Here is a 19752-nt window from a genome sequence, read left to right as displayed (position 1 = left end):
CGGATCCAGCGCTCGCCCAATCCCTTAGTCACTTCAAGCCTCCATGCGTGACGCGCACATCTCACTCCCGCGCCGGACTGTAGCCTCCACGCGCAGGCGAAGCCACGGGATACTCGACAGGAGTAGAGTGGAATCTCGACTCCCCTCTAGCAGAGGCACAACTTTCGGTTTGTTGCTGCGAGATTCGCCACAGCAGCAATCTAAGCTAAAAAGCTTAATCATACTCAACAACGTGCAGCCATAACTAGGTATCCTTTAATACCAAATCATCGAGATACTCTCCGAATACCTACAGGGTGACTGCCCTGGCCTACGTCTCGACCGGTGCAGCTGCATCGTCGGGCCTCTCCACGACTTGCAAGACTACTGTTGGCTTGCTGCCTTCTTTCCAGTCCGCTCCCAGGACGAATGCACATGCTGCCCCCGCCGGCTTAAGTGCATCGACGCTCGCAAGCTCCACTCCCGCAAGGAGGCCTATCCAATACTCATCGTCGTCTAGGCTCGACCTTAAAGAATCAACCTTTCTCTGAAGGTCGCTAGCATCCTTGAACTTTTTCTCCTTGGGCGGGCCTTCGTCCATCGCCTCGGCCGCCTCCCGGACCGCGCGGACTTGATCCTCAAGCTGGCCCTCTAGGTCGACGGCAGCGTTCCTGATCTCGGACACAACAGATGGTATCAGTTTCAGTTTCGCGTTTCCCTTAAAGCGCGCGATCGCCAGCTCATTCCCATCTAGGGCAAGAACCTCCTTGCGCTTTGGATTGCAGATGAAGAGGCGGCCAGTCACCTTTTTGATGAACGGAGGCATGATCGGAGGGCCAACTCGCAGGAGATGTGCTCCGAACTCTTGCTGCAGCTTAAGGCTATAGAGGGGACGTAGTCGATCTCGGTTACTAGTCTCATAGCTATTCTCCTCGAGCCACTCAGATAGCTTGCTAAGGGGCGCGCTTCTATAGTGGGAGAAGATCCAGTCAATGCGGAAGACATCGTTTCGTACCAGAATGCCTTCCGTCTTTGCGGAAACGTCTTCCTCTTTCTTCGCATCGAGCTTCAATGCACGACCGGGCACGAGGATGATTGGCGTCTCGGGATCAGGTTTCCGCTCCTTCGTAGGTGAAAACGCTAGATCGCAGGCGGCACTTAGAACAACCACAGCTCTATTCCTAGCCGCGTTGAAGAACACGTCGCCAAGCTGGACGAAGGGAAAGGTTTCAAAGCCGCTGCCTTGCTTCGCTCGAGGGTGCGGTCCTAGAGGACCCAGGTCGCGTGCCAGGATCGCATTGTGGAAGAGGTTGGCTACCACTGTCGATGGTTCAGTCGAAGCGAAGGGCTGACCGACGAACTCAAGCTCGTCCATGCCGGACTGTAATGCTCGCATTTCCTTCGTTTCGAAGGCCAAGCTGGTATATTGTGTTGAGAGCAGGGAGAACATGTAGTCTCCCAACGGGTGCCCATCGCTCATAAGAGCTTCGTTCTGCAGGAAGGCATAGTCGCCGATGTCCAGATCGTCGACGAGCGCGAGCAGGTCGGCCTGCGCCTGCTGAAGGGACCGCTCTAGCTCCGTTCGGTAGTTCGCCAGTACTGAGCCGTAAGGTCGCGCCCGGACCAGCATTTCGAGATGGGCTTTAATCTTCCACGGGGCATTTAGGTCGCTTTTGCTGATGAAGGCAAACGTCGAGCCCTCAATGCCCGCCCGTTCCCTGAATTCGGCTCGGAAGTCTCTGACTCGCTTGTGGGATGACATGAGGACGAGCTGCTGCTGGGGCGCACGCCCGTCCATCTTGACGATATCGCGGGCGATGCCCTCTGCGCGAGCGCCTTCGCCCGAGCCCCCGTCCAGAAAGTAATCGAGTAGGATTAGGTCAGATCCACCAAGCGGAGGTACGGGCTCAAAAGGATCAACGACGAGCACGGACGCGACTTGAGATCTCAACGTGTCGAGTGTGACGTTGAATGCACGGTGTTCTTCAAACATGCGTTGTGCATCCGGAGAGATGCCTGTGATCATGCTTTCGGCAACTGTCGGTGTCGCAAGCTGCGCTAGGGAATGAAGAATTTCACCGGGTGAACCCCCGATTTTTAGAATCTCCAGTTCGCCTTTGAAAGCCTCATCCTCGGCCGCAAGCTTTGCGACAGCGGCCTTCTCATCCTCGGGAAGCTTAAAGAAGCTCGGTGGATGCATGGCATCGTCAATAATTGCGACGCTCAGACCACCCCATGGAATGGCCGGTTTGTCAGTGGCGGACTGCACTTCCTCGGTGACCAGGACCGGGTCCGCTTCAGTCAGTCCAGTCTCGCCTTCAGCCCCCACGCGCTCACACCCCTGGAAGTTCTGTGGTTAGTCGATGTTGCCGATCTCGAAGATCACTTCGTTGATCTGACCGTGCTCGTCCGCTGCCCCGAGGCTCAGGCCGCCGCCGTGATACTCGGCGATCTCCCGCGCGATGTAGAGGCCGAGACCCTTCCCCTGCTTCTGCGGTTTGGTGCTGAAAAAGGGTTCAAAGACTGTCTCCCGCCGCTCCTCTGGGATGCCTGGCCCGTCGTCCAACACGGCTATGGTCTTCGACTGGGTGTCGATGGTCACAACGATCGACCCGATCGTGGCCTCGTCGTCGCTCCTGGCGACGCCGAGTCGCAACCGCTCCTTGTGCTGGCGCACGACCCAGAAAAGTGAGTTGGTCAGCAGGTTCTCCAAGACCTGCACGAACATGCCCTTCACCGCCTGGACCTCGAGGCTCGACCCAGAGGGCCTAACTTGGACCTGAATGTCGACTCTGGAAGTCCGGTTTCGGCTGGCGAATCCCTCGACAATGTCGGACACCCACGAGACCAGCTCAAAGTCCTCTTTTGTCTGGCGAGCGCTCGTGCTCAGCGGGTCGAGGACCTTGAGCCGCTTCTGAAGGGTGCGAAGCTGCGAATCTAGAACCCGGAGCGAGGTATTCGTCGCGGTCGGATCGCGGTTGCGCTTCGCCTGTGCAATGGTTTTCAGGCCCGCGTCGGTCGCTCGGTATAGTTCGTGCGCCAGGATCTCGATCATCAGGCCAATGCTCGCGAGATGCAGGACGCGGCTGCGTTCCTCCGCCTGCGCACCGGCTGCCCGCTGGACCATCTCGGCCGCGGCCCTGAGCTCGTTCAGCGTGTCGCGTAGGCGGCGCGTCAGGTTGCGACCGTCCTGGACCGGTTCCAGCGCTCGCTCGAGAACGGGCAGCAGCGAGCCGAGCCGCTCGTCCTCGGCCCGGAACCGGTCCAGCGCCTCTGCCGCGGTGACCCGACGTGCCCGGTCCACGTCCCGGTCGATCTCGTTCAGGTACTGGCGGTAGATCTCGATGATGCTGGAGAGGAGCTTAACGAAGGCCCGCTTTTCGGGGTTCTCCTTCAAGCCCTCGCGGTTGGTTTGGTCGATGAGATATGGGTTCCGACGCTGCGAGATGCGTGCGCGACCGATGATCTGACCGCGGTTCAACTTGAAGCCGCTCGTGGAGAAGGCGTCCCTGTCCAAGTCGAGCCAGTCGTCGCTGGCGCTGCCGTAGGGGTTGACGCGGAACCCGTCGCGATAGAGCGCCACGCCACCTGCCCAGGCGGCCAGGATGCGTCGGACCACCGCAAGGGAGCCGATGCCTTCGATCTTGGTTAGGATGCGACGATTGAACCAGTGGAGCTCAAGCCGGAAGTCGCCGACCCGGGCGATCGTGTCGGCCTCGATCTCGGTCACGGTCTGGAGCTCCAGGGTCGACAGGCGCATCGGACGCGACCGGTTGTGCAGCCGGTACTCCATTAAACCCTCGATGCGCGGAGCGTCCGGGCCGTTCGTGTGGAAGCGCGCAGTGAACCTGCCATGCGCCTGGTCCAGAAGGAAGCGGGCGAACTCCGGAACCGGCACCGGATCGCCGTTGAAGGCGAGCCGCAGAGGAAGGGAACGTCTGCCGTCGAAAGGGTCGGCCAGCTTGGAGAACTGGTCCAGCGCGAGCTGTTCCAGCTTCCCTCGGGACCAAGCCGCCTTGAGGGCTGAGATGACGATCTTCGTACCCTTGTCGCCTCTCTCCTTGGCGTTCCCTCGCACGGGGGCTACGTCGACGCTCTCGATGTCTTCGTCAGCGGCATCCGCGAAGTCATTCCAGTCGATCTCAAGCTGGTGCCAGTGACGTTCGCCAACCTGACCGGTGATGATCAGGAGCTGGTCCCCCAATCGCATGGCGGACAGGCGCCCAAGGCCTTTCTCGCCCAGGATGACCGGCTGGGTGCCCTCCTCATCTTCGTCTTCCTCCTCGTCCCCGGCCGACTGAAGCTCGAGGTTCTTCTGCCTCGCTCTGTAGGAGGTGCCGATCGTGAGGTAGACGTTCGTGAGGATGTCCTCATTCATCCCCTCGCCGTCGTCGTCGATCTCGATGAAGTTGGCAGAGCGCAGCACGTTCAGGAAGGCGTCCTTCGAGGTCGCGTCGCGCAGCTCCGTCGCCAGCTCGTCTACGTCTGGAGCGCCGGTCACGAGGGCCGTGAGTGCTTGGTCGCGCAGCTCCCGCCATGGCCGTCCCTGCCTGCCGAACCTTGCCAGGTATGCACGGCGCAGATGCTCTGGCGTATCTCTGTCCTCTCCCATCTCCCGAAGGCAGCGGGCGTAGGTGTCGTAATCCAGGCGGTAGACCACGTTGACGCGGACCTCGGGCGACTCCGCGTCGAGCGCGTTCTTGATCAGCTCGTAGAACGCCACGCCGTCGGAACTGATCAGCTCCGATCCGAGGTGGAGGATTGTGCGTGCAGAGACCCTGAAGCTCATATCGTCGAGCCTTCCAGGCGAAGCTCGCAGGAGAGGGCACCTGGCCACAGATCTCGCACGACCATACCTAAACGTGAGAGACATCTGCGATGGCTATCCCGCGCGATGCCACCGCCGACCCGGAGCCACGCGGCCGTCAAGTCCGAGATCCGGGCCAGCACCGCCAAATGAAATGCGAGCGGCGTAGCCGGGTGCTGAACGTCCCGCGCCCGTTGGCTGACAGTGGCATTCTCCCCATACGCACGATGTCTGAATTGCAGGAGCCGCAGGGAGCAAGCTGAGATGGAGCCGATAGGGTTCATGTCCGCGCGCAGGTCAGAGTGTGCAGATGAGGCAGCCCTCAACGTCCTCCGCGGCCTCCTCCCGCGCGAACACCTGCGCAAGAGTCAGTTCCGCTCCCTTCGCCTCCTTTGCGGCCTGACGCTGGCGGTGCTCCTCCTTAATGGCGGACATCCGCTCGGGCTGCTCCAGCTCGGCCAGGCTCTCACGCTCGCTCCAGGTGAACGTATTGCCGCTCGCCTCGAAGGGATGCTCGTAGGCCTTGGCCTCCTCGTAGAGCGCGGGGTAGGTCTCCTTGAGCCGCACCCACTCGATCTTCTGCTGATAGAAGCAGAAGAAGCAGCCGGAGCGGGACCGGCCCCACTTCGTGTACGGTGGCATTCCGACGCCGGAGGACTGCAGGATCTCCTCGATGTCGGCGAGCTTAAGCCCGGCCTCCTGAAAGGGGTATACGGGCGTAATATTCGACTTATGGCTGATGTAGCCCGACCGGTTCTCGTCCGCGCGCAGGCCCACGTAGTTGAGCACAGGCGCGTCGCCGACAAAGTCCTCGAAGGGCTTCAGCTTGAGCATCTTCGTGCACCAGCGACGGTGATTCGACGGGATCATGCCGCCATAGACGTCATACCAATGGTCGAAGCCCAAGTCGGCGTTCAGCCGGTGGACGCGCTTGCCGAGGTAATCCTCGATGCGCTCCAGGTACTCGTACGTCTCGGGTAGCTCCTTGCGAGTGTCCGAGAAGATGTACTCCATGTTGGGCACCTGGTCGCGCATGTAGAGCGCGAGCGCGGCGGAGTCCTTGCCGCCCGACAGGCTCAGGATGTGCCTCACCTCAGCCATTGGTCCTCTCCTCCTCGTGTGTCACGGCGACCTCGGCCAGCAGCTCCGCCAGGATCATGCTAGCGTCGGTCCGACCCTGAAGGAGGCGCCGGACCTCGGTCGCGACGGCGCGCCGTCCGGGCGCCCGAGCCCTCTCCTGCACAAAGAAGCTCCGCTCGCTCCCATCCGCCGAGGTGAGGTGTACTCCGGCCACCGGAGTGCGTCCGGCCTGGGCCACGCGGGCCAGGGCGAGCCAGCGCGCCAGCCGTTGAGCCAGCTCGCGGACCTCGAAGGTGTAGCGGTCCAGGCTCTGGTCGTCCCAGCTCGTCAGCCGCTTGCCCGCGAGTAGGCTCGCCACGCTGTCCAGGAGTTGGTCCTCGTCCGCGTCGCGGTTCAGGACGCGCTCGACGAACGCGCGGAGTCGGTACTCGCGGAGCATGAGCAGGTGGGGCGCGAAGTCGGCTTGTACCTGTCGACGAAGGTCCTCGATGGACCGCAAACCGAAGGCGTCCAGCGTCGCGCCGCGCACCTGTGCCCTGAGACGCGGCTCCGCCTCGTCCATCTCGAGGAGCGCTATGTCGAGGCTCTCGGCCAGTCGGGCCGCGTCGATGGCGCCGTCCTCGTGGAGGCAGCCCAGGAGCCTTGGCAGATCCTGAAACACGAGGGCGACTGGATCTTTCGCCTTGCGCAGCATTGCGCGGACGTCCCGCGTGGCCGCGCTCAGACCACCCGTCCGCATCGTGTAGTCGGGGAGGGTGTTGAACCAGTTGTAGAGGGCCCGAACGATGGCGGTGAGGTCGGCGGCGAGCGGCTCGCCATCGGGCCAGATACCGATCCGGGCGGCGAGGCTGCGCAGGACTTCCTCGCGGTGGTCCGCTATTCCGACCTGCCGCAGTGCAAAGTTCGCCGGGGACTTGGCCAGCCGCATGAAGTGCGAGGACGTTAGCTCCGGCTGGAAGCTGCCCCGTTCCATGAGTGCAATCCGCCGTCTGTTGATGAGCATGTAGGCCGCGAGGATCGGCAGCGCCGGCCCGGGCCGCAGCCCATAGGGAGCGGCGGACAGCTCTCCCATGAGTTCGTCGATACGAACGGTGTGCCTCTGCTCGACGAGTTCGGTGATCCGGTCCCAAACCGGGCGCCACCCTCTCGGGTCCACGGAGGAAGGAGGGTGGAAGCCAAGCTGCCCGTCAACTTCTCGGTGAAGCCCAGAGTCCTTGAACAGCGATAGGTAAATCGTGCGCTCCGGAGGAGCGCCGTCCATCCCCAGGTACAGTCTGTCCGCCTGCGAGATCATGAGCTCGAGAAGCTTCGTGCGGGCCGCCGCGATCGCCTTGGAGAGGACGGGGCGATTGATCAGCTCGTTACGAAGGATTGGCGCGCGTCTGAACACATCGTCGCACACATCGCTCAGCAGCGCGCTCAGCTCCCGGCGGCTACCGACTGTGATACTGGCGCCGTCCCTGAACCAGAGCCCGTCGGCATCCTGCTCGCCGCGCGAGAGCGGAGCCACTAGCGCATCCAGCGCCGCTTGGGCCTGCGCGAGCCGCCGCTCGACCTCGCCACGCGCCAAGTCGTCGACCCGCAGCTCTGGGCAGTTGGCGCGCACCCATGACCAGAGCACCAGCTCGTGCGAGTGCCCAAGATGGGCTGGGTGAACACGGCGGAGGTTGTAGAGCTGCAGCGGTCCCGCCTCGGTCGACGCGGACCGCACGCTCTCCGCGACCGCCTCCAGGTCCTCCCCTGGGTTGACGGGCACGATACGGATAGCGCCGTCGCAGTCGCTTAGAAGGGGCGCATCGGTACCGAGCAGCACGCAGAAGGTCCGCTGGTTGCCGGTCAGGTGGTAGTGGCGGTGTGCGACGATGCGACGGCCACCGATCTGCCCCAGCTGAGTGGGATTGATCGCGGTCGGCTGCGGAATGGCTTGGCGGGCGCGGTTGAGCCAGTCCTCAAGGTCCACGCTCGAGCTAGACCATAGACTGTATTCCGACCGTCCGATCCGTCGATGGGCTAGGCCTCGCGCCGAAAGCTCCTCCAGGGCAGCAACCACTCGGTCCTTCGGCTGATCCAGGCACCAAGCGATTGAGGAGGGGTCGGGCGCTAGGCCGGGGATCGGCTCGAGCACCGAGACCAGGGCGAGCGTCTTCAGGACCGACTGCGTCTCCTGCGGCATGTCGGTGGCGAGCACGAGCGCGTCCATCGCAAGGTGCCAGCGGCGCTCGCGGTCCGGCGACCGGAATCGGAGATCGCCCTGGCCGGCGAGATAGTCGTAGAGCTGGTCGGTCCGGTAGAGGCCGTCCGGACTATACGGCGTGGCAGCCATGTGCCGCTGCAGGCCGGACGGCTCGTGCGACTGGAGGAAGCTGAAGAGAGACCGCTCGTTCTGGCCGAATCGCCTGGACGACGCGGCCAGGCAGGCGGTCACCGCGGGATGCAAGGGGTAAAGACAGGGAGCGACCTGAGTGAGCTTCGGCGCCGACGTTGAGAACAGGCCTCTAGTCAGCGAGGCGGCGAACAGGTCCCGCATTGTGGAGGCGACGGCCTTCGCATGCGGCTGTGCCGGCCTGATCGCCTCCGCGAGCAGGAAGAGGGCCTGCTCTGCAGGTTCGTGGAAGGCCAACTCCTCGTAGCGTTCGGCCGAACGGGCCCACTCGCCCTCGAACCAGCCGCCCAGCCCAGCGACGTAGTCGGCGAACCTGTTGTGCAGGAAGGCGACGATGCCGAGAAGGTCGCCGTGACCGCCGCAGCGCTCGGCGAGCTGCTGGAAGAGCGACGGGTCCTCCCTGGCCGGGTTCGCGGCGGCGAACTCGATGAAGCGGCCCATCTCGTCCACCAGGAGCACGATGCCCCGGCCGGTCCGTGACCGGTTCAGGGCTGCCACACGTTCTAGCGCGTCCAGCACGGGACGGATGTCGCGAATACCCTGGGCCCGATCGGTGCGGAGGCGGTTGAGCTGCTCGGCCGTGTCCGGGTCCGAGAGCGGCCCAGTCATGGCGAGCGAGAGAAGAGCGCCGACGATCTCGTCCGACATGCTCGCCCGCCGGCCCACCAGGACGAGCGGGCTGTACGACGGTACCTCTTTGAGCCCGGCCGCCGCGGCCAGGTCGGTGGCGGGGCCTGAGCCCTCCTCGAGCAGGAGCCTCGCGAGCAGGACGGCAAACGAAGACTTGCCCGAGCCATAGGGGCCCGTCACGCGGAAGGCCCGTTGCGTCGACGTGGCCTCGAGACCCCGCAGGGTGCGCTCGAGCGCGTCGCGCGCGGACGGCGTGAGTACGTATCCATCCAGCGCGGCGGGATCAGCGTAGTCCCGCTTGAGGTCGACGGCGCGGACGTACCGCCGGCCGACCGAAACGCGGTCTGCGATCAGCGGTTCGGCCATGCGAAGTCCTCCAGGTTTGAAATCGTGCCGCCGGTCGCCACAAGGTTGATGCCGCCTGCGCCATCCTCGACGATGGCCAGATCGTCGACGCGACTGCAGAGGTCCACGAGCATGCCGTGTAGCGACGCCTCGTCCAGCTTAAGCAGGGCTCCGGGACCGCGTCGGTCCAGGAGGAGGCTGCGCATCGACAGCGTCCGGCTGCCAGGCGCTGTCCCCGCCCAGAAGTCGTGTAGCACGTAGGCGAGGCTGCGCGGGTCCAAATCGGGCCGCGGACCTCGCGTGAGGCGGACGACCGGCTGCCCGCCAGAGGTCCCGAGCGACAGGAGGCCAAGCTCCTGGAACGGGCAGCCGAGCACGTCCTCAGCCGCCCCGTCGGCCGCCTGCGCGTACGTACGCAGCAGCACGTCAATATGTGCGGTCGCCGTGCCGCCTGTAATCGGTCCTCGAACAGTGAGGGCCCGCACCTGAACCTGCTGGATCAGCCGCTCCCGAATGATCTCGGGGTCGGTCAGCTCCTGGAAGACGACCACCCAGGCGCCGAGGCCGGCATGGGCCGCGACCCGCCAGTGCAGCCGCCACAGCGTGCCGGGATCCTCTAAGTACGGGTCCAGCCCCTCCGCCTCGTCCAGCAGCCGTGACCCAAACTCCGTGATCCGCGCTCCGGCACGGTCCTGCGCGATGAGGCCCAATGCCTCGCCCCAGAAGCGGAGCGACTTCACCATGTTCTTGCCGAGGCCAAGGGTCAGGATGGCGCGCTCGTCGCTCTGGAACAGCGTGGGGTCGGCCCGCACGGCCTCGTGCAGCTTGGGCAGCCAGCCATGGCGGACGGCGAAGGATTCGTGTCCGGAGAACACTCTTGCGCGCCCTCCGTCCAGGCTCCAGGCCCCAGGGGGCCTCGTCTCGTCTTTCGTCATGCCCCCACCCCAGTACTCCGGGCCTCTCGGCACGCACGCGCCGCCCCGGCGATCATCATCGCCGCCGCCTCAACGTCCTGGATGCTTGTGCCCCGGCCGAAACCAATCCGTATGGATGCCGCCGCGGTCACTGGATCAACGCCCATCGCTGCCAGCACCCGTGACAATTCGATTGCGCCCGATGAGCACGCCGAGCCCGTCGATAGCGCCAGCCGGGGTGCTCGCGCCAGCAGTTCCTGGGCGTCCACACCCGGTATCGCAAGGTTGAGGTTGTGCGGTACCCGATCGGCTAGCGAGCCGTTGACCACCACGGTCCCAAGTTCCTGCCCAAGGATGCCGAGCATGCGGTCCCGGAGATCCTGCACGTGGCGCCTGTCCGCCTCCAGCTCTAGGACGGCGAGCCTACAGGCCTCGCCCAGTCCGACGCAGAGCGCGACAGGCAGTGTGCCCGGCCGGATGCCGCCCTGCTGGCCGCCACCGGTCAGCATCGGCTTGAGCTTCGGGAGCGCGTCTGGCGCCACCGCGATGGCCCCGATCCCCTGAGGACCATATACTTTGTGTCCCGAGATTGTCAGCGCCGAGAGTCCGGAGGTCAGACAGACCGGGACCCGCCCTAGCGCCTGGGCTGCATCGGAGTGGAAGGCGACGCCCACCTCCGCGCACATGGCCGCGATCTCGCTAATTGGCTGGACGGTACCGACCTCGTTGTTGACCGCCATTATAGACACGAGGTCTGGCGCGTCGTCCAGGACGCGCTCCATCTCTTCGATGTCCACGAGCCCGTCGCCGTCGACCGGGATCACGGTGAGCCTGGCTCCCCGGCGCTCCAGCTCCGCGCCGGTTTCCGTGACACAGGGATGCTCAATCGCGGAGATCGCGAGGTGCCCCTGTCCGGGCACCAAGCTCCGCAACGCGAGGTTCGCCGCTTCGGTCGCTCCCGATGTGAAGAGGACGCATTCCGGCTCGGCGCCAAGCGCCGCGGCTATCTCGGCCCGCGCTTTCTCGACCGCCTCGTGGGCAAGTCGACCGGGCTCGTTCTCGCTGGCGTGCGGATTCGCGGGCCGCGTCAGCCATTCCAGCATGGCCTGAAGCACGCGCTCGTCCATCGGCGTGCTGGCCTGATAGTCCAAGTAGATCTGCCTCATACGCAGATCCTCGCCGCGGTCGCGAGAACCTCCTCCGGAAATGTGTCCGCTAGGTCGGCCAGCACGGCCATCCGCTCCAGCGCGGGCGCTTCTGCCAGTCGACGGTAGTTGGTCTCCCGTCGCCGCCGCAACGCCTCGCGTGCGCGGAAGCTGGCGCCGACATAGCTGTAATCGTGGAGGACCGGACCGGGCTGAAAGTTAGTCCAGGCGGACTCGGGTACCGCTCCGGCCTGGCTGGCCGCCATGTAATCCGTCCTGATCCAGTCCCGAAGGCGCGTGTCGTAAGGGGCGCAGCGGTAACCGCTTAGCACGACCATGCAGGGTAAGCTCAGAAGCACGTCCAGCAAGCGATGATGGTCAGCGTTGGTGTAGTCGTGGCGGTAGCACCTGACGCGGCGGCGGCTTCCGGGCCAGTACGGGGGGTCCGCGTAGACGAGTTCGTCGCCTTTAAACGGGTGACGTTCCAGGAAGCCGGCGGCGTCGCCCGCATGTAATTCCAGGTCCGGCCGAGTGATTAAGCGCCACCGGTCCAAGACCGTCGGGTCCCGGTCTACTCCGATGCTTCGGTTGGCAGGCCGCTTCATGCGCATCACCGCGCCGCCCCCGAGATGCGACTCGATATACACCCTGTGCGGCGGCATCAGGTTGATCAGTATCTGGTAGGTGCGACCTTTGCCGCCAGGATAGCGCATGCCGCCATCATCGCAGTTTTCTGCGATGGAAGCAATCGCGGGGAACTGGCACCCGAGCCTGATCTTTGTGCTCGGCGGCGCCGTCGCCGTCTCGGCGGCGGGCTACCTGCTCGTTGCCCGCCTGAAGCGGCCGGCCTTCGACACCCGGTTCGACGTGCCGACGAACCGCCGGGTCGACGCGCCGCTCATCGCCGGCTCCACCCTGTTCGGCATCGGCTGGGGTCTGGCCGGCTTCTGTCCCGGCCCTGCCATGGCGGCGCTCTCGACGGGGGCGGAGCCCGTCCTGATCTTCGCCGCCGCCATGCTCGCGGGGATGGCGCTGCACGACGCCGTCTTCGCGGCTCGGCCGCAAAAAGGCGCCCGGGAGTCTAGGATGGGAACCCATACAACCAACTGCGATGTCGAGTGTTTTCCCTTGAGCGAATGAGGTCATGCGCTGGGGAAGTTGGGATGGCGCGTTTGTTCTGGCTGTCAGATGAAGCCTGGGCGGCGATCGAACCGCACCTGCCGCGCGGCCTTCCCGGCAAGCCGCGCGTGGACGATCGGCGGGTCATCAGCGGCATCTTGCACGTGCTCAAGGTCGGCGGCCGCTGGCGCGATTGCCCGGCCGAGTACGGGCCGGCTACCACGATCTACAATCGCTACCACCGCTGGGCGCAACGCGGGCGCTGGCAGCGCTTGTTTGCTCAGGTTGCTGATGTCGGTGTGATACCCGACGAACTCGCCCTCGACACCACCCACGTGAAGGCCCACCGCTCGGCAGCCGCCGGAAAAGGGGGGCGTGGGCGCAGGCGATCGGCACCTCGCGCGGTGGGCAGACGAGCAGGATCCACTGCCTGGCCGATGATCGCGGCCGACCGGTCGCCCTCGCGCTGACGCCGGGTAGCTTCAGCGACATTCGGATGGCGCTGCTGCTATCGGAGCAGGTCGCGCTGCCCAAGCGGCTCCTGGCCGATCGAGCCTACGATGCTGATAGCCTGCGCGACTGGCTCAAGGAACGGCGGATCACACCGGTGATCCCGTCGAGCAAGGCCCGTACAGTGCCCCATCCCTACAATCGCCGGGCCTACCGCCGGCGCAACGTCATCGAGCGCCTGTTCTGCCGCATCAAGAACTGGCGGTGCATCGCAACCCGTTACGACAGGCTCGCCGCCAACTACCTCGCCGGCGTCGCCCTCGTCGCCGCCGTGACCGAGTGGGCCCAATGAGTCCCCATCCTAGGCAGCTCCGTGCGGATGCAAATGCGAGCGAAAAGTTGCGAGCTCAAGGGAGGCGATTGCTGACCCGCCCCCCTTAACTCATGTAAAAAAACGCCTTCGCCTGTGCAGTCACACGATATGTGATCGAATCGGAGGAACTCGCTGCGTTAGATAGGAAACGATTCGAGCACACTCGCCTGGCGAGTGAGCAGATCGAGCGGCCTAGTCGCAGAAAATAAATGTGCCTTTTGGCGATCCTCAGTGGATCGTCAGCAGGAATCAGGTGGGGAAAGCGATGGGGAAGCACAATTCGCTTCCATAAATAGTTCAGCAAAATCAGTGAGTTGGATCATCCAATTGGCGGAAGGGGTGGGATTCGAACCCACGGTAGACTTGCGCCTACGGCGGTTTTCAAGACCGCTGCCTTAAACCACTCGGCCACCCTTCCAAGCCCATGCGGGAGCCAGAGACTTCGCCTCCGCGGAAGCACCGGGCCCGGACCCGCCGCTCCTGTTCGCCCTCGTTCGAACCGGCGATCCTGTCTATGGCTGCCCGCGGGGCGGCGTCAACCGCCGCCGCGGGGCCCGCCCTTGCGCCGCCCGGTGGACCGGGATGGCGCAAGCCCGGTCGCCCGAGGGCTTCGGCGCGATCGGCGCGTCGCCCGTCCGACCCGACGCCCCTGTCGCCGCCGCCATCGTCCACGCCCGAAAAACCCGCCGCGGCTGGGCCGGGCGGGTGAAGGTGTTCCTCGGTGTTCCTGGGTGGAACGCCGTATCCTGCCACTTGGTATTCCAGCAGCAAAGGCGTGGGGGCCGGCCGCGGTGACGAGAGGCCGGGATTGAAACGGGAAACCCCGTCCGGGCCCGGCGGCGCGCGTCACCGCCGGCGCCGCGGTGCGGTCAGGCCGGACGGCGCGGGCTCAGGGCGCCAGGCGGGTGAGGCGGTCGAGGAGGGCGCGGTCGTGCAGGAGGGCCATGCGCTCCTTCGGCGTCAGCCAGGCCCGGGCCTCGGCGATGCCCTCCGCCTCCACCACCTTGGCCTGGGCCAGCGCCCGGTCGGGGTCGATGACCCCACGCGGGCGGGGGGCGGTCTCGGGCAGCATCGCCGCGTGGGCCGCGGCGAGGTCCGCATCGGCGTGGAGGGCACTGAGCGCGTCCGCGTCGTCGAGGCCCGCCTCGGCGTTGCGCCGGCTCAGGGCCCCGGCCTGCACGGCGATGGCGGGGGGGTCACGCTCCTCCGGGGTCATCAGCAGGCCGAGGCGCCGCAGGGCCAGCCCGAGGCCGAGCTGGCCGCTCGCCCAAGAGATGGGAATCGCCAGGACGAGGCCCAGGATGGTGGGCGACATCCAGAGGAACAGCGAGGTGGCGATGGCGAAGGCCGCCACCCCCGTGACCAGGCCGAGCGCCATGTGCCAGCGGTGGCGGCGCACGATGTCGGACCAGGGGATCGAGCCGTCGTCGCGCCGCTGCGGGTTCCAGCCGGTGTCGCGCCCGAGCAGGATCTGGAACACCGAGCCCGACTGGATCAGCATCGCGATCGGGGCGATCAGGGCCGAGAGCAGGATCTCGATCAGGCTCGACAGCACGAGGCGGACCGCGCCGCCGCAGGCCCGGCGCACGGGTCCGTCGATCAGCGCGAGGCCCAGTCCCAGAAACTTCGGCGCCAGCAGGATGCCCATGGTCAGGCCGAAGAGCTGGAGCGCGCGCACGGGATCGAAGCGCGGCCAGACCGGGTAGAGGCCGAACTCGGAGGTGAAGTATTCCGGCCGCACATAGGCGGTCTGGAGCACCAGGGCGATACCGACCACGAGCTGGGCCAGCCACAGGGGCGAGGCGACGTAGCCGGCGATGCCGGTGGCGAAGTGCTGGCGGGAGGCGAGGGCCAGCCCCGCCGTGCCGATGATGCGGCTGTGCTGGAGGTTCCCTTGCGCCCAGCGCCGGTCGCGCACCGCCACGTCGATGAGCGAGGGCGGGCTCTCCTCGTAGGAGCCGGGCAGCGCCGGCAGCATGGTCACGCTCCAGCCGGCCCGCCGGATCAGGGCCGCCTCCACGAAGTCGTGGCTGAGCACGTGCCCGCCGAAGGGCGGCTTGCCCTTCAGGTCGGGCAGGCCGCAGGCCGCCGCGAAGGCGCGGGTGCGGATGATGGCGTTGTGGCCCCAGTAGTTGCCGTCGCGGCCCGACCAGACGGAGAGGCCCGTGGCGATCACCGGCCCGTAGATCCGCGCGGCGAATTGCTGGACCCGGGCGAACAGGGTGTTGCGGTTGATGATGAGCGGCAGCGACTGGATGATGCCGGCATCCGGGTCCGCCTCCATGGCGGCGGCCAGATGCACCACGCAGGAGCCGGTCATCAGGCTGTCGGCGTCGAGGACCAGCATGTGGTCGTAGGCGCCCCCCCAGCGGGAGACGAAGTCACCGATGTTGCCGGCCTTGCGGTGGTGGTTCTTGGCGCGATGGCGGTAGTACAGCCGCGCCCGTGCGCCGCCCCAGCGGGCCCGGAGCTCGAGGAAGGCGCGCTCCTCGGCGATCCAGGCGTCGCCCTGGGTCGAATCCGACAGGACGAAGTAGTCGAAGGCCTCGCCCAGGCCCGTGGCGTCGATCTCGGCGCGCATCGCCTCGATGGCCGCGAAGGTGCGCGCGGTGGCCTCGTTGTAGACCGGCATCACCACCGCGGTGCGGGTGGCCAGACGCGCCGGCAGGGCCGGGGTCGTTCCGCGGCGCAGAAGGACGAGGAAGCCCAGGATCGCGCCGGTGAAGGCCAGCGCGATCCAGGAGAAGTTCAGGGTGAAGAGGGCGAGCAGCACGTATTGCAGCGCCGTGGTGCCGCCCGAGACCGCCACCACCTCGTACATCTGCATCGCGCCGTAGGCGGTGAGCAGCGCCGCCCCGCCGAAGACGAAGGCGCGGGCGAGCCAGGGCTGGGCGTGGCGCGCGGCCGGGCGGTGGCCGTCGGCCGGGTCCCAATGCTCCAGGTCCTGCACGGGCATCGGCAGCGGCGCCTCGGGGGGCATCGCGGCGGCGAAGGGCCGGGGGGCCGGACGGGCCGCGGCGGCCGGATCCACGGGACGGGCCGCGGCGGCCGGAGCCGCCGCGTCGGGGGAGAGGGGGGATGCGGTCACGGGGTCCAACGGTAGAGCCAGGTTTCGGTGAGGGGGATGCCGCCGCGCTGCAGGTTGAGCCGCAGCTCGCAGGACTTCTCGCCCTTCGGGTCGAGCTCGAAGGCCACCCGCAGGGTGTCGCGCTCGGGGTAGCGGTAGAGGGTGCTCGACGGGATCGCCCCGGAGGCCGCGCCGAGCTGGGTCTGGAGGTCCCCGGGGGCGGCGATGCCCGCGCCGGTGAAGTCCACCAGGAACAGGCGGCGGTTGTCGCCGCCGCGCCCGCTGCGCGTGCCCGAGACCAGGGCGACCTTCGGCGGCTCGGGGGGCTGCCAGCACCAGTGCTGGCGGTAGCTGAAGGGCATCTCGGCCCCGGCCGCCAGGGTCGCCTTGGGGCGCCAATAGGCGAGCACGTTCTCGTTGAACTCGGAATCGCTCGGGATCTCCAGCAGGGTCACCGCCCCCGGGCCCCAGGCGCCGAGGGGCTCGAGCCAGAGGGAGGGGCGCCATTCCCAGTGCTGCACGTCGTCCTGGAAGGCGGCGTAGTCCCGCGCCCGCTGCATCAGGCCGAAGCCCTTCGGGTTCTCGTCGAGGAAGGAGGAGATCTGCAGGGTCTGGGGATTGCGCACCGGGCGCCAGATCGCCTCGCCGGCGCCGGTGCGGATCTGCAGGCCGCCGCTGGCGGAGGCGCCCGCGCGGGCGTCGTCCGCCCCGCGCCGGTCGTGGGGGCCGAACAGGTAGCTCGTGGTCATGCCGCCGAGGCCCAGATGGTCGATGGCCGCGCGGGCGAAGACCGTGCCCTCGACGTCGCAGAGGGAGGCGTCGCCGGGGCGCAGGCTCATGCGCAGGGCCGCCGCGGCGGAGGGCGAATCCACCAGGGCGTGCAGGACGAGGGGGCCGCCGGGGCCGGGCCGCTCGATCCAGATCGCGCGGAATTCGGGGAATTCCTCGCCCTTCGCGTCGGCCGGGCGCAGGGTCAGGGCCCGGGCCGTGACGCCGAAGCCCTGGCCGGTGGCCAGGAGGCGGAAGAACGACGCCCCCTGGACCATCGCGAAGTCGCTGAGCTCCCCGCCGCGGAAGCGGGCGCGGATGCGGAAGCCCGAATAGCCGGGGTCGTCCTTGAAGGCCGGGAGGGCGACGCCCTCCGTCTCGAACCGGGCCGGATCGTAGGGCAGGGCGCGCACGGTGCCCTCCTCCACCAGGGCCAGCGCCACGCGGGAGCGGAAGACCGAGCCGCGATGCAGGGGCTCCAGGGTGAAGCCCAAGCCCGCCTCGGCCCAGACCGCGCTGCCGGGCCGGGTGCGGATGGCGGCGTACTGCTCGCGGTTGAGGCCCGTCAGGGCGTCCGGCAGGTCGTCGATGCGGGGGGCCGCGTAGGGGCGCCTGGCCAGGGCCCGGGCGAGATCGGTGACGAGGCCCGGCTGGAACGGCGTGCCGTCGGCGGGCAGGGCGGGGGCCTCGTCGGCGGCCGCGGCCCCCGGCAGGGCCGCGAGACCGCCGGCAAGCGTCGCGAGGCCGGCCTGCCGGAGTACGGTGCGGCGGCTCGGGCCGGTGCAGCGGGTCGGGCCGCTGGCGGACGGGGCGTCGAGGAAATCCGGGTTCGGCGGCGTCATCAGGTCCGTGGGGTCGGCGGGGGCGCGCGGAGAAAGGCGAGGGCGTCGATGTGGGGGGCTCGCGGAGGTCGAGCGTCGGTCGTGTCTACCATGCCGGGCCCTGAACCGGGGGTTAAGCCCTCCCGAACCGCGCCGGTCAACGCCGAAGGGCGCGTTTCCGTTCGGTCCGGGCCGGGCCAAACCTTGCCCGACAGGTCCTGTGACCCGACCGATACTGCCGGAGACCCTGCACGAGGTCCGGACCGATGAAGCCCATGCCGTTCGAGCCCGGACTTGAAACAGCCCCATCGGCGCTTTAGCCCGCGCAAGAGCACCCGCAAGAGCACCAGCTTGACCCGGGCACCAGCTTGACCCGAGCGACAGCGCGACCCGCGGCGGAACCCTCGATGACGGATCAGATGACCAGGAACGCAGACCGCAGCCTCACCGCCATCGTGCTCGCCGCCGGCAAGGGCACGCGGATGCGCTCGGACCTGCCGAAGGTGCTGCACCGGGTCGCCGGCCGGACCCTGCTCGGGCACGTGCTGGCCGCCGCGCAGGGGGCCGGGGCGACCCGCATCGCCGTGGTGGCGGAGCCGGGCCAGGACGCGGTCGCCCGCGAGATCGCCGCCCTGGCGCCCGGCGCGGCGGTCTACCCCCAGGCCGAGCGCCTCGGCACCGCGCACGCGGTGCTGGCCGCCCGTGCCGCCCTGGAGGCGGGCGACGACGACGTGGTGATCGCCTTCGGCGACACGCCGCTGATCACCGCCGACACCCTCGCGCGCCTGCGCGCGCCCCTGGCGCAGGGCGCGGCCGTGGCGGTGTTGGCCTTCGAGAGCCCGAATCCCACCGGCTACGGCCGGGTGCTGACGGAGGGGGACCGCGTCCTGGCGATCCGCGAGGAGAAGGACGCGAGCGCGGCCGAGCGCGCCGTCACCCTGTGCAATGCCGGCCTGATGGCCCTGTCGGGCCCCCATGCGCTGCCCCTCCTCACCCGCATCGGCAACGCCAACGCGGCGGGCGAATACTACCTGCCCGACGCCGTCGCCCTGGCGGTGGCGGACGGCCTGCCCGTCGCGGTGGTGCCGGTGTCGGAGGCCGAGGCGCAGGGGGTCAACGACCGGATCCAGCTCTCCGTGGCCGAGGCCGAGATCCAGGGGCGCCTGCGCCGGGCGGCCATGGCGGCGGGGGCGACCCTGATCGCGCCGGAGACGGTTTTCTTCAGCATCGACACGGTGTTGGGACGGGACGTTGTGGTGGAACCTCACGTGGTGTTCGGGCCCCATGTGACGGTGGGCGAGGCCTGCGTGGTGCACAGCTTCTCGCATCTGGAGGGCGCCACGCTTGAGTCCGGCGTCCAGATCGGCCCCTATGCCCGCCTGCGCCCGGGGGCAGTGCTGGAGACCGGCGCCCGCATCGGCAACTTCGTCGAGGTGAAGAACGCCCGGATGGGCGCCGGCGCCAAGGCGAACCACCTGACCTACGTGGGCGACGCCGAGGTCGGGGCGGGGGCCAATCTCGGGGCCGGCACCATCACCTGCAACTACGACGGGGTGAACAAGCACCGGACGCAGATCGGGGCGGGGGCGTTCATCGGCTCGAACACCGCCCTGGTGGCGCCCGTCCGCGTCGGCGCGGGCGCCATCGTGGGCGCCGGCTCGGTGATCGCCGGGGACGTGCCGGACGACGCCCTGGCGGTGTCGCGCGGTCGCCAGCGCAACCTGGCCGGCTGGGCGCCGGGCAAGCGCGCGGCCCTGCAGGCGGAGAAGGCGGCGCGGGCCACGAAACCGAAGCCGTGAGGCCGACGCGGGCGTGTGCTGAAAGCCCGCGTTCAGGATTGTCGGCGCAGGCTCCGAAGCGGGCTTGGCTGG

The 19752-nt window shown here is 67.4% G+C and carries 12 protein-coding genes and 1 tRNA gene; 3 read left to right on the top strand and 10 right to left on the bottom strand.

Going from position 1 to position 19752, the window contains the following annotated elements:
* Positions 1-310: 310 nt before the first annotated feature.
* The 7 genes from ASF20_RS14085 to ASF20_RS14055 form a co-directional block, all read right to left on the bottom strand.
* Positions 311-2179: a hypothetical protein gene (locus ASF20_RS14085; RefSeq protein ID WP_156648069.1), complete on the bottom strand. Its 1869-nt coding sequence runs from the start codon at positions 2177-2179 to the stop codon at positions 311-313.
* Positions 2180-2335: 156 nt separating this feature from the next.
* Complete coding sequence (locus ASF20_RS25285) at positions 2336-4768, bottom strand: sensor histidine kinase (RefSeq protein WP_056275015.1); 2433 nt, start codon at positions 4766-4768, stop codon at positions 2336-2338.
* A gap of 315 nt (positions 4769-5083) precedes the next feature.
* Positions 5084-5887, bottom strand: a complete 804-nt coding sequence (locus ASF20_RS14075) for a phosphoadenosine phosphosulfate reductase family protein (protein WP_056275013.1) — start codon at positions 5885-5887, stop codon at positions 5084-5086.
* A complete protein-coding gene (locus ASF20_RS14070; RefSeq protein ID WP_056275011.1) occupies positions 5880-9245 on the bottom strand; it encodes a hypothetical protein in 3366 nt (1121 codons plus the stop codon). Before ASF20_RS14070 ends, ASF20_RS14075 begins: the two co-directional genes overlap by 8 nt.
* Complete coding sequence (locus ASF20_RS14065; RefSeq protein ID WP_162242623.1) at positions 9230-10099, bottom strand: DUF4007 family protein; 870 nt, start codon at positions 10097-10099, stop codon at positions 9230-9232. The genes ASF20_RS14070 and ASF20_RS14065 overlap by 16 nt, the downstream gene beginning before the upstream one ends.
* Before the next feature lie 56 nt (positions 10100-10155).
* Positions 10156-11304: a cysteine desulfurase family protein gene (locus ASF20_RS14060; RefSeq protein ID WP_056275006.1), complete on the bottom strand. Its 1149-nt coding sequence runs from the start codon at positions 11302-11304 to the stop codon at positions 10156-10158.
* Positions 11301-11996, bottom strand: coding sequence for a DNA adenine methylase (locus ASF20_RS14055; protein ID WP_056275005.1), 696 nt, complete (start codon positions 11994-11996; stop codon positions 11301-11303). Before ASF20_RS14055 ends, ASF20_RS14060 begins: the two co-directional genes overlap by 4 nt.
* Before the next feature lie 25 nt (positions 11997-12021).
* On the opposite strand from ASF20_RS14055, the gene ASF20_RS14050 reads away from it, so the two are divergent.
* The gene (locus ASF20_RS14050) at positions 12022-12423 is read left to right on the top strand and encodes a YeeE/YedE family protein (protein ID WP_200927230.1); all 402 of its coding nucleotides are present in this window, start codon (positions 12022-12024) and stop codon (positions 12421-12423) included.
* Positions 12424-12446: 23 nt separating this feature from the next.
* Positions 12447-13204, top strand: a protein-coding gene (locus tag ASF20_RS23385) for an IS5 family transposase (protein ID WP_156648068.1) whose coding sequence is annotated in 2 segments (ribosomal slippage) — positions 12447-12780 and positions 12780-13204 — 759 coding nt in all. Because the reading frame shifts where the segments join, the coding sequence is not laid out codon by codon here.
* Between the two features lie 349 nt (positions 13205-13553).
* On the opposite strand, the gene ASF20_RS14035 is transcribed toward ASF20_RS23385, so the two are convergent.
* The 3 genes from ASF20_RS14035 to ASF20_RS14025 form a co-directional block, all read right to left on the bottom strand.
* A tRNA-Ser gene (locus tag ASF20_RS14035) sits at positions 13554-13643 on the bottom strand.
* 471 nt (positions 13644-14114) lie between these two features.
* Positions 14115-16256 (bottom strand): glucans biosynthesis glucosyltransferase MdoH, encoded by a 2142-nt coding sequence (mdoH, locus tag ASF20_RS14030; RefSeq protein ID WP_280136503.1) that lies wholly within the window; start codon positions 16254-16256, stop codon positions 14115-14117.
* A 53-nt stretch (positions 16257-16309) separates the two neighbouring features.
* A complete protein-coding gene (locus ASF20_RS14025; protein WP_056221885.1) occupies positions 16310-17902 on the bottom strand; it encodes a glucan biosynthesis protein D in 1593 nt (530 codons plus the stop codon).
* A gap of 398 nt (positions 17903-18300) precedes the next feature.
* Here ASF20_RS14025 and glmU point away from each other — a divergent pair, with 398 nt between their 5' ends.
* Positions 18301-19680: a bifunctional UDP-N-acetylglucosamine diphosphorylase/glucosamine-1-phosphate N-acetyltransferase GlmU gene (gene glmU / locus ASF20_RS14020; RefSeq protein WP_244472568.1), complete on the top strand. Its 1380-nt coding sequence runs from the start codon at positions 18301-18303 to the stop codon at positions 19678-19680.
* Positions 19681-19752 lie beyond the last annotated feature (72 nt).

Origin of the sequence: Methylobacterium sp. Leaf88 (genome assembly GCF_001422795.1) — a bacterium.
Lineage (GTDB): Bacteria > Pseudomonadota > Alphaproteobacteria > Rhizobiales > Beijerinckiaceae > Methylobacterium.
The sequence above is the reverse complement of the archived record's forward strand: the minus strand, read 5'-3'. Positions and strand labels throughout refer to the sequence as shown.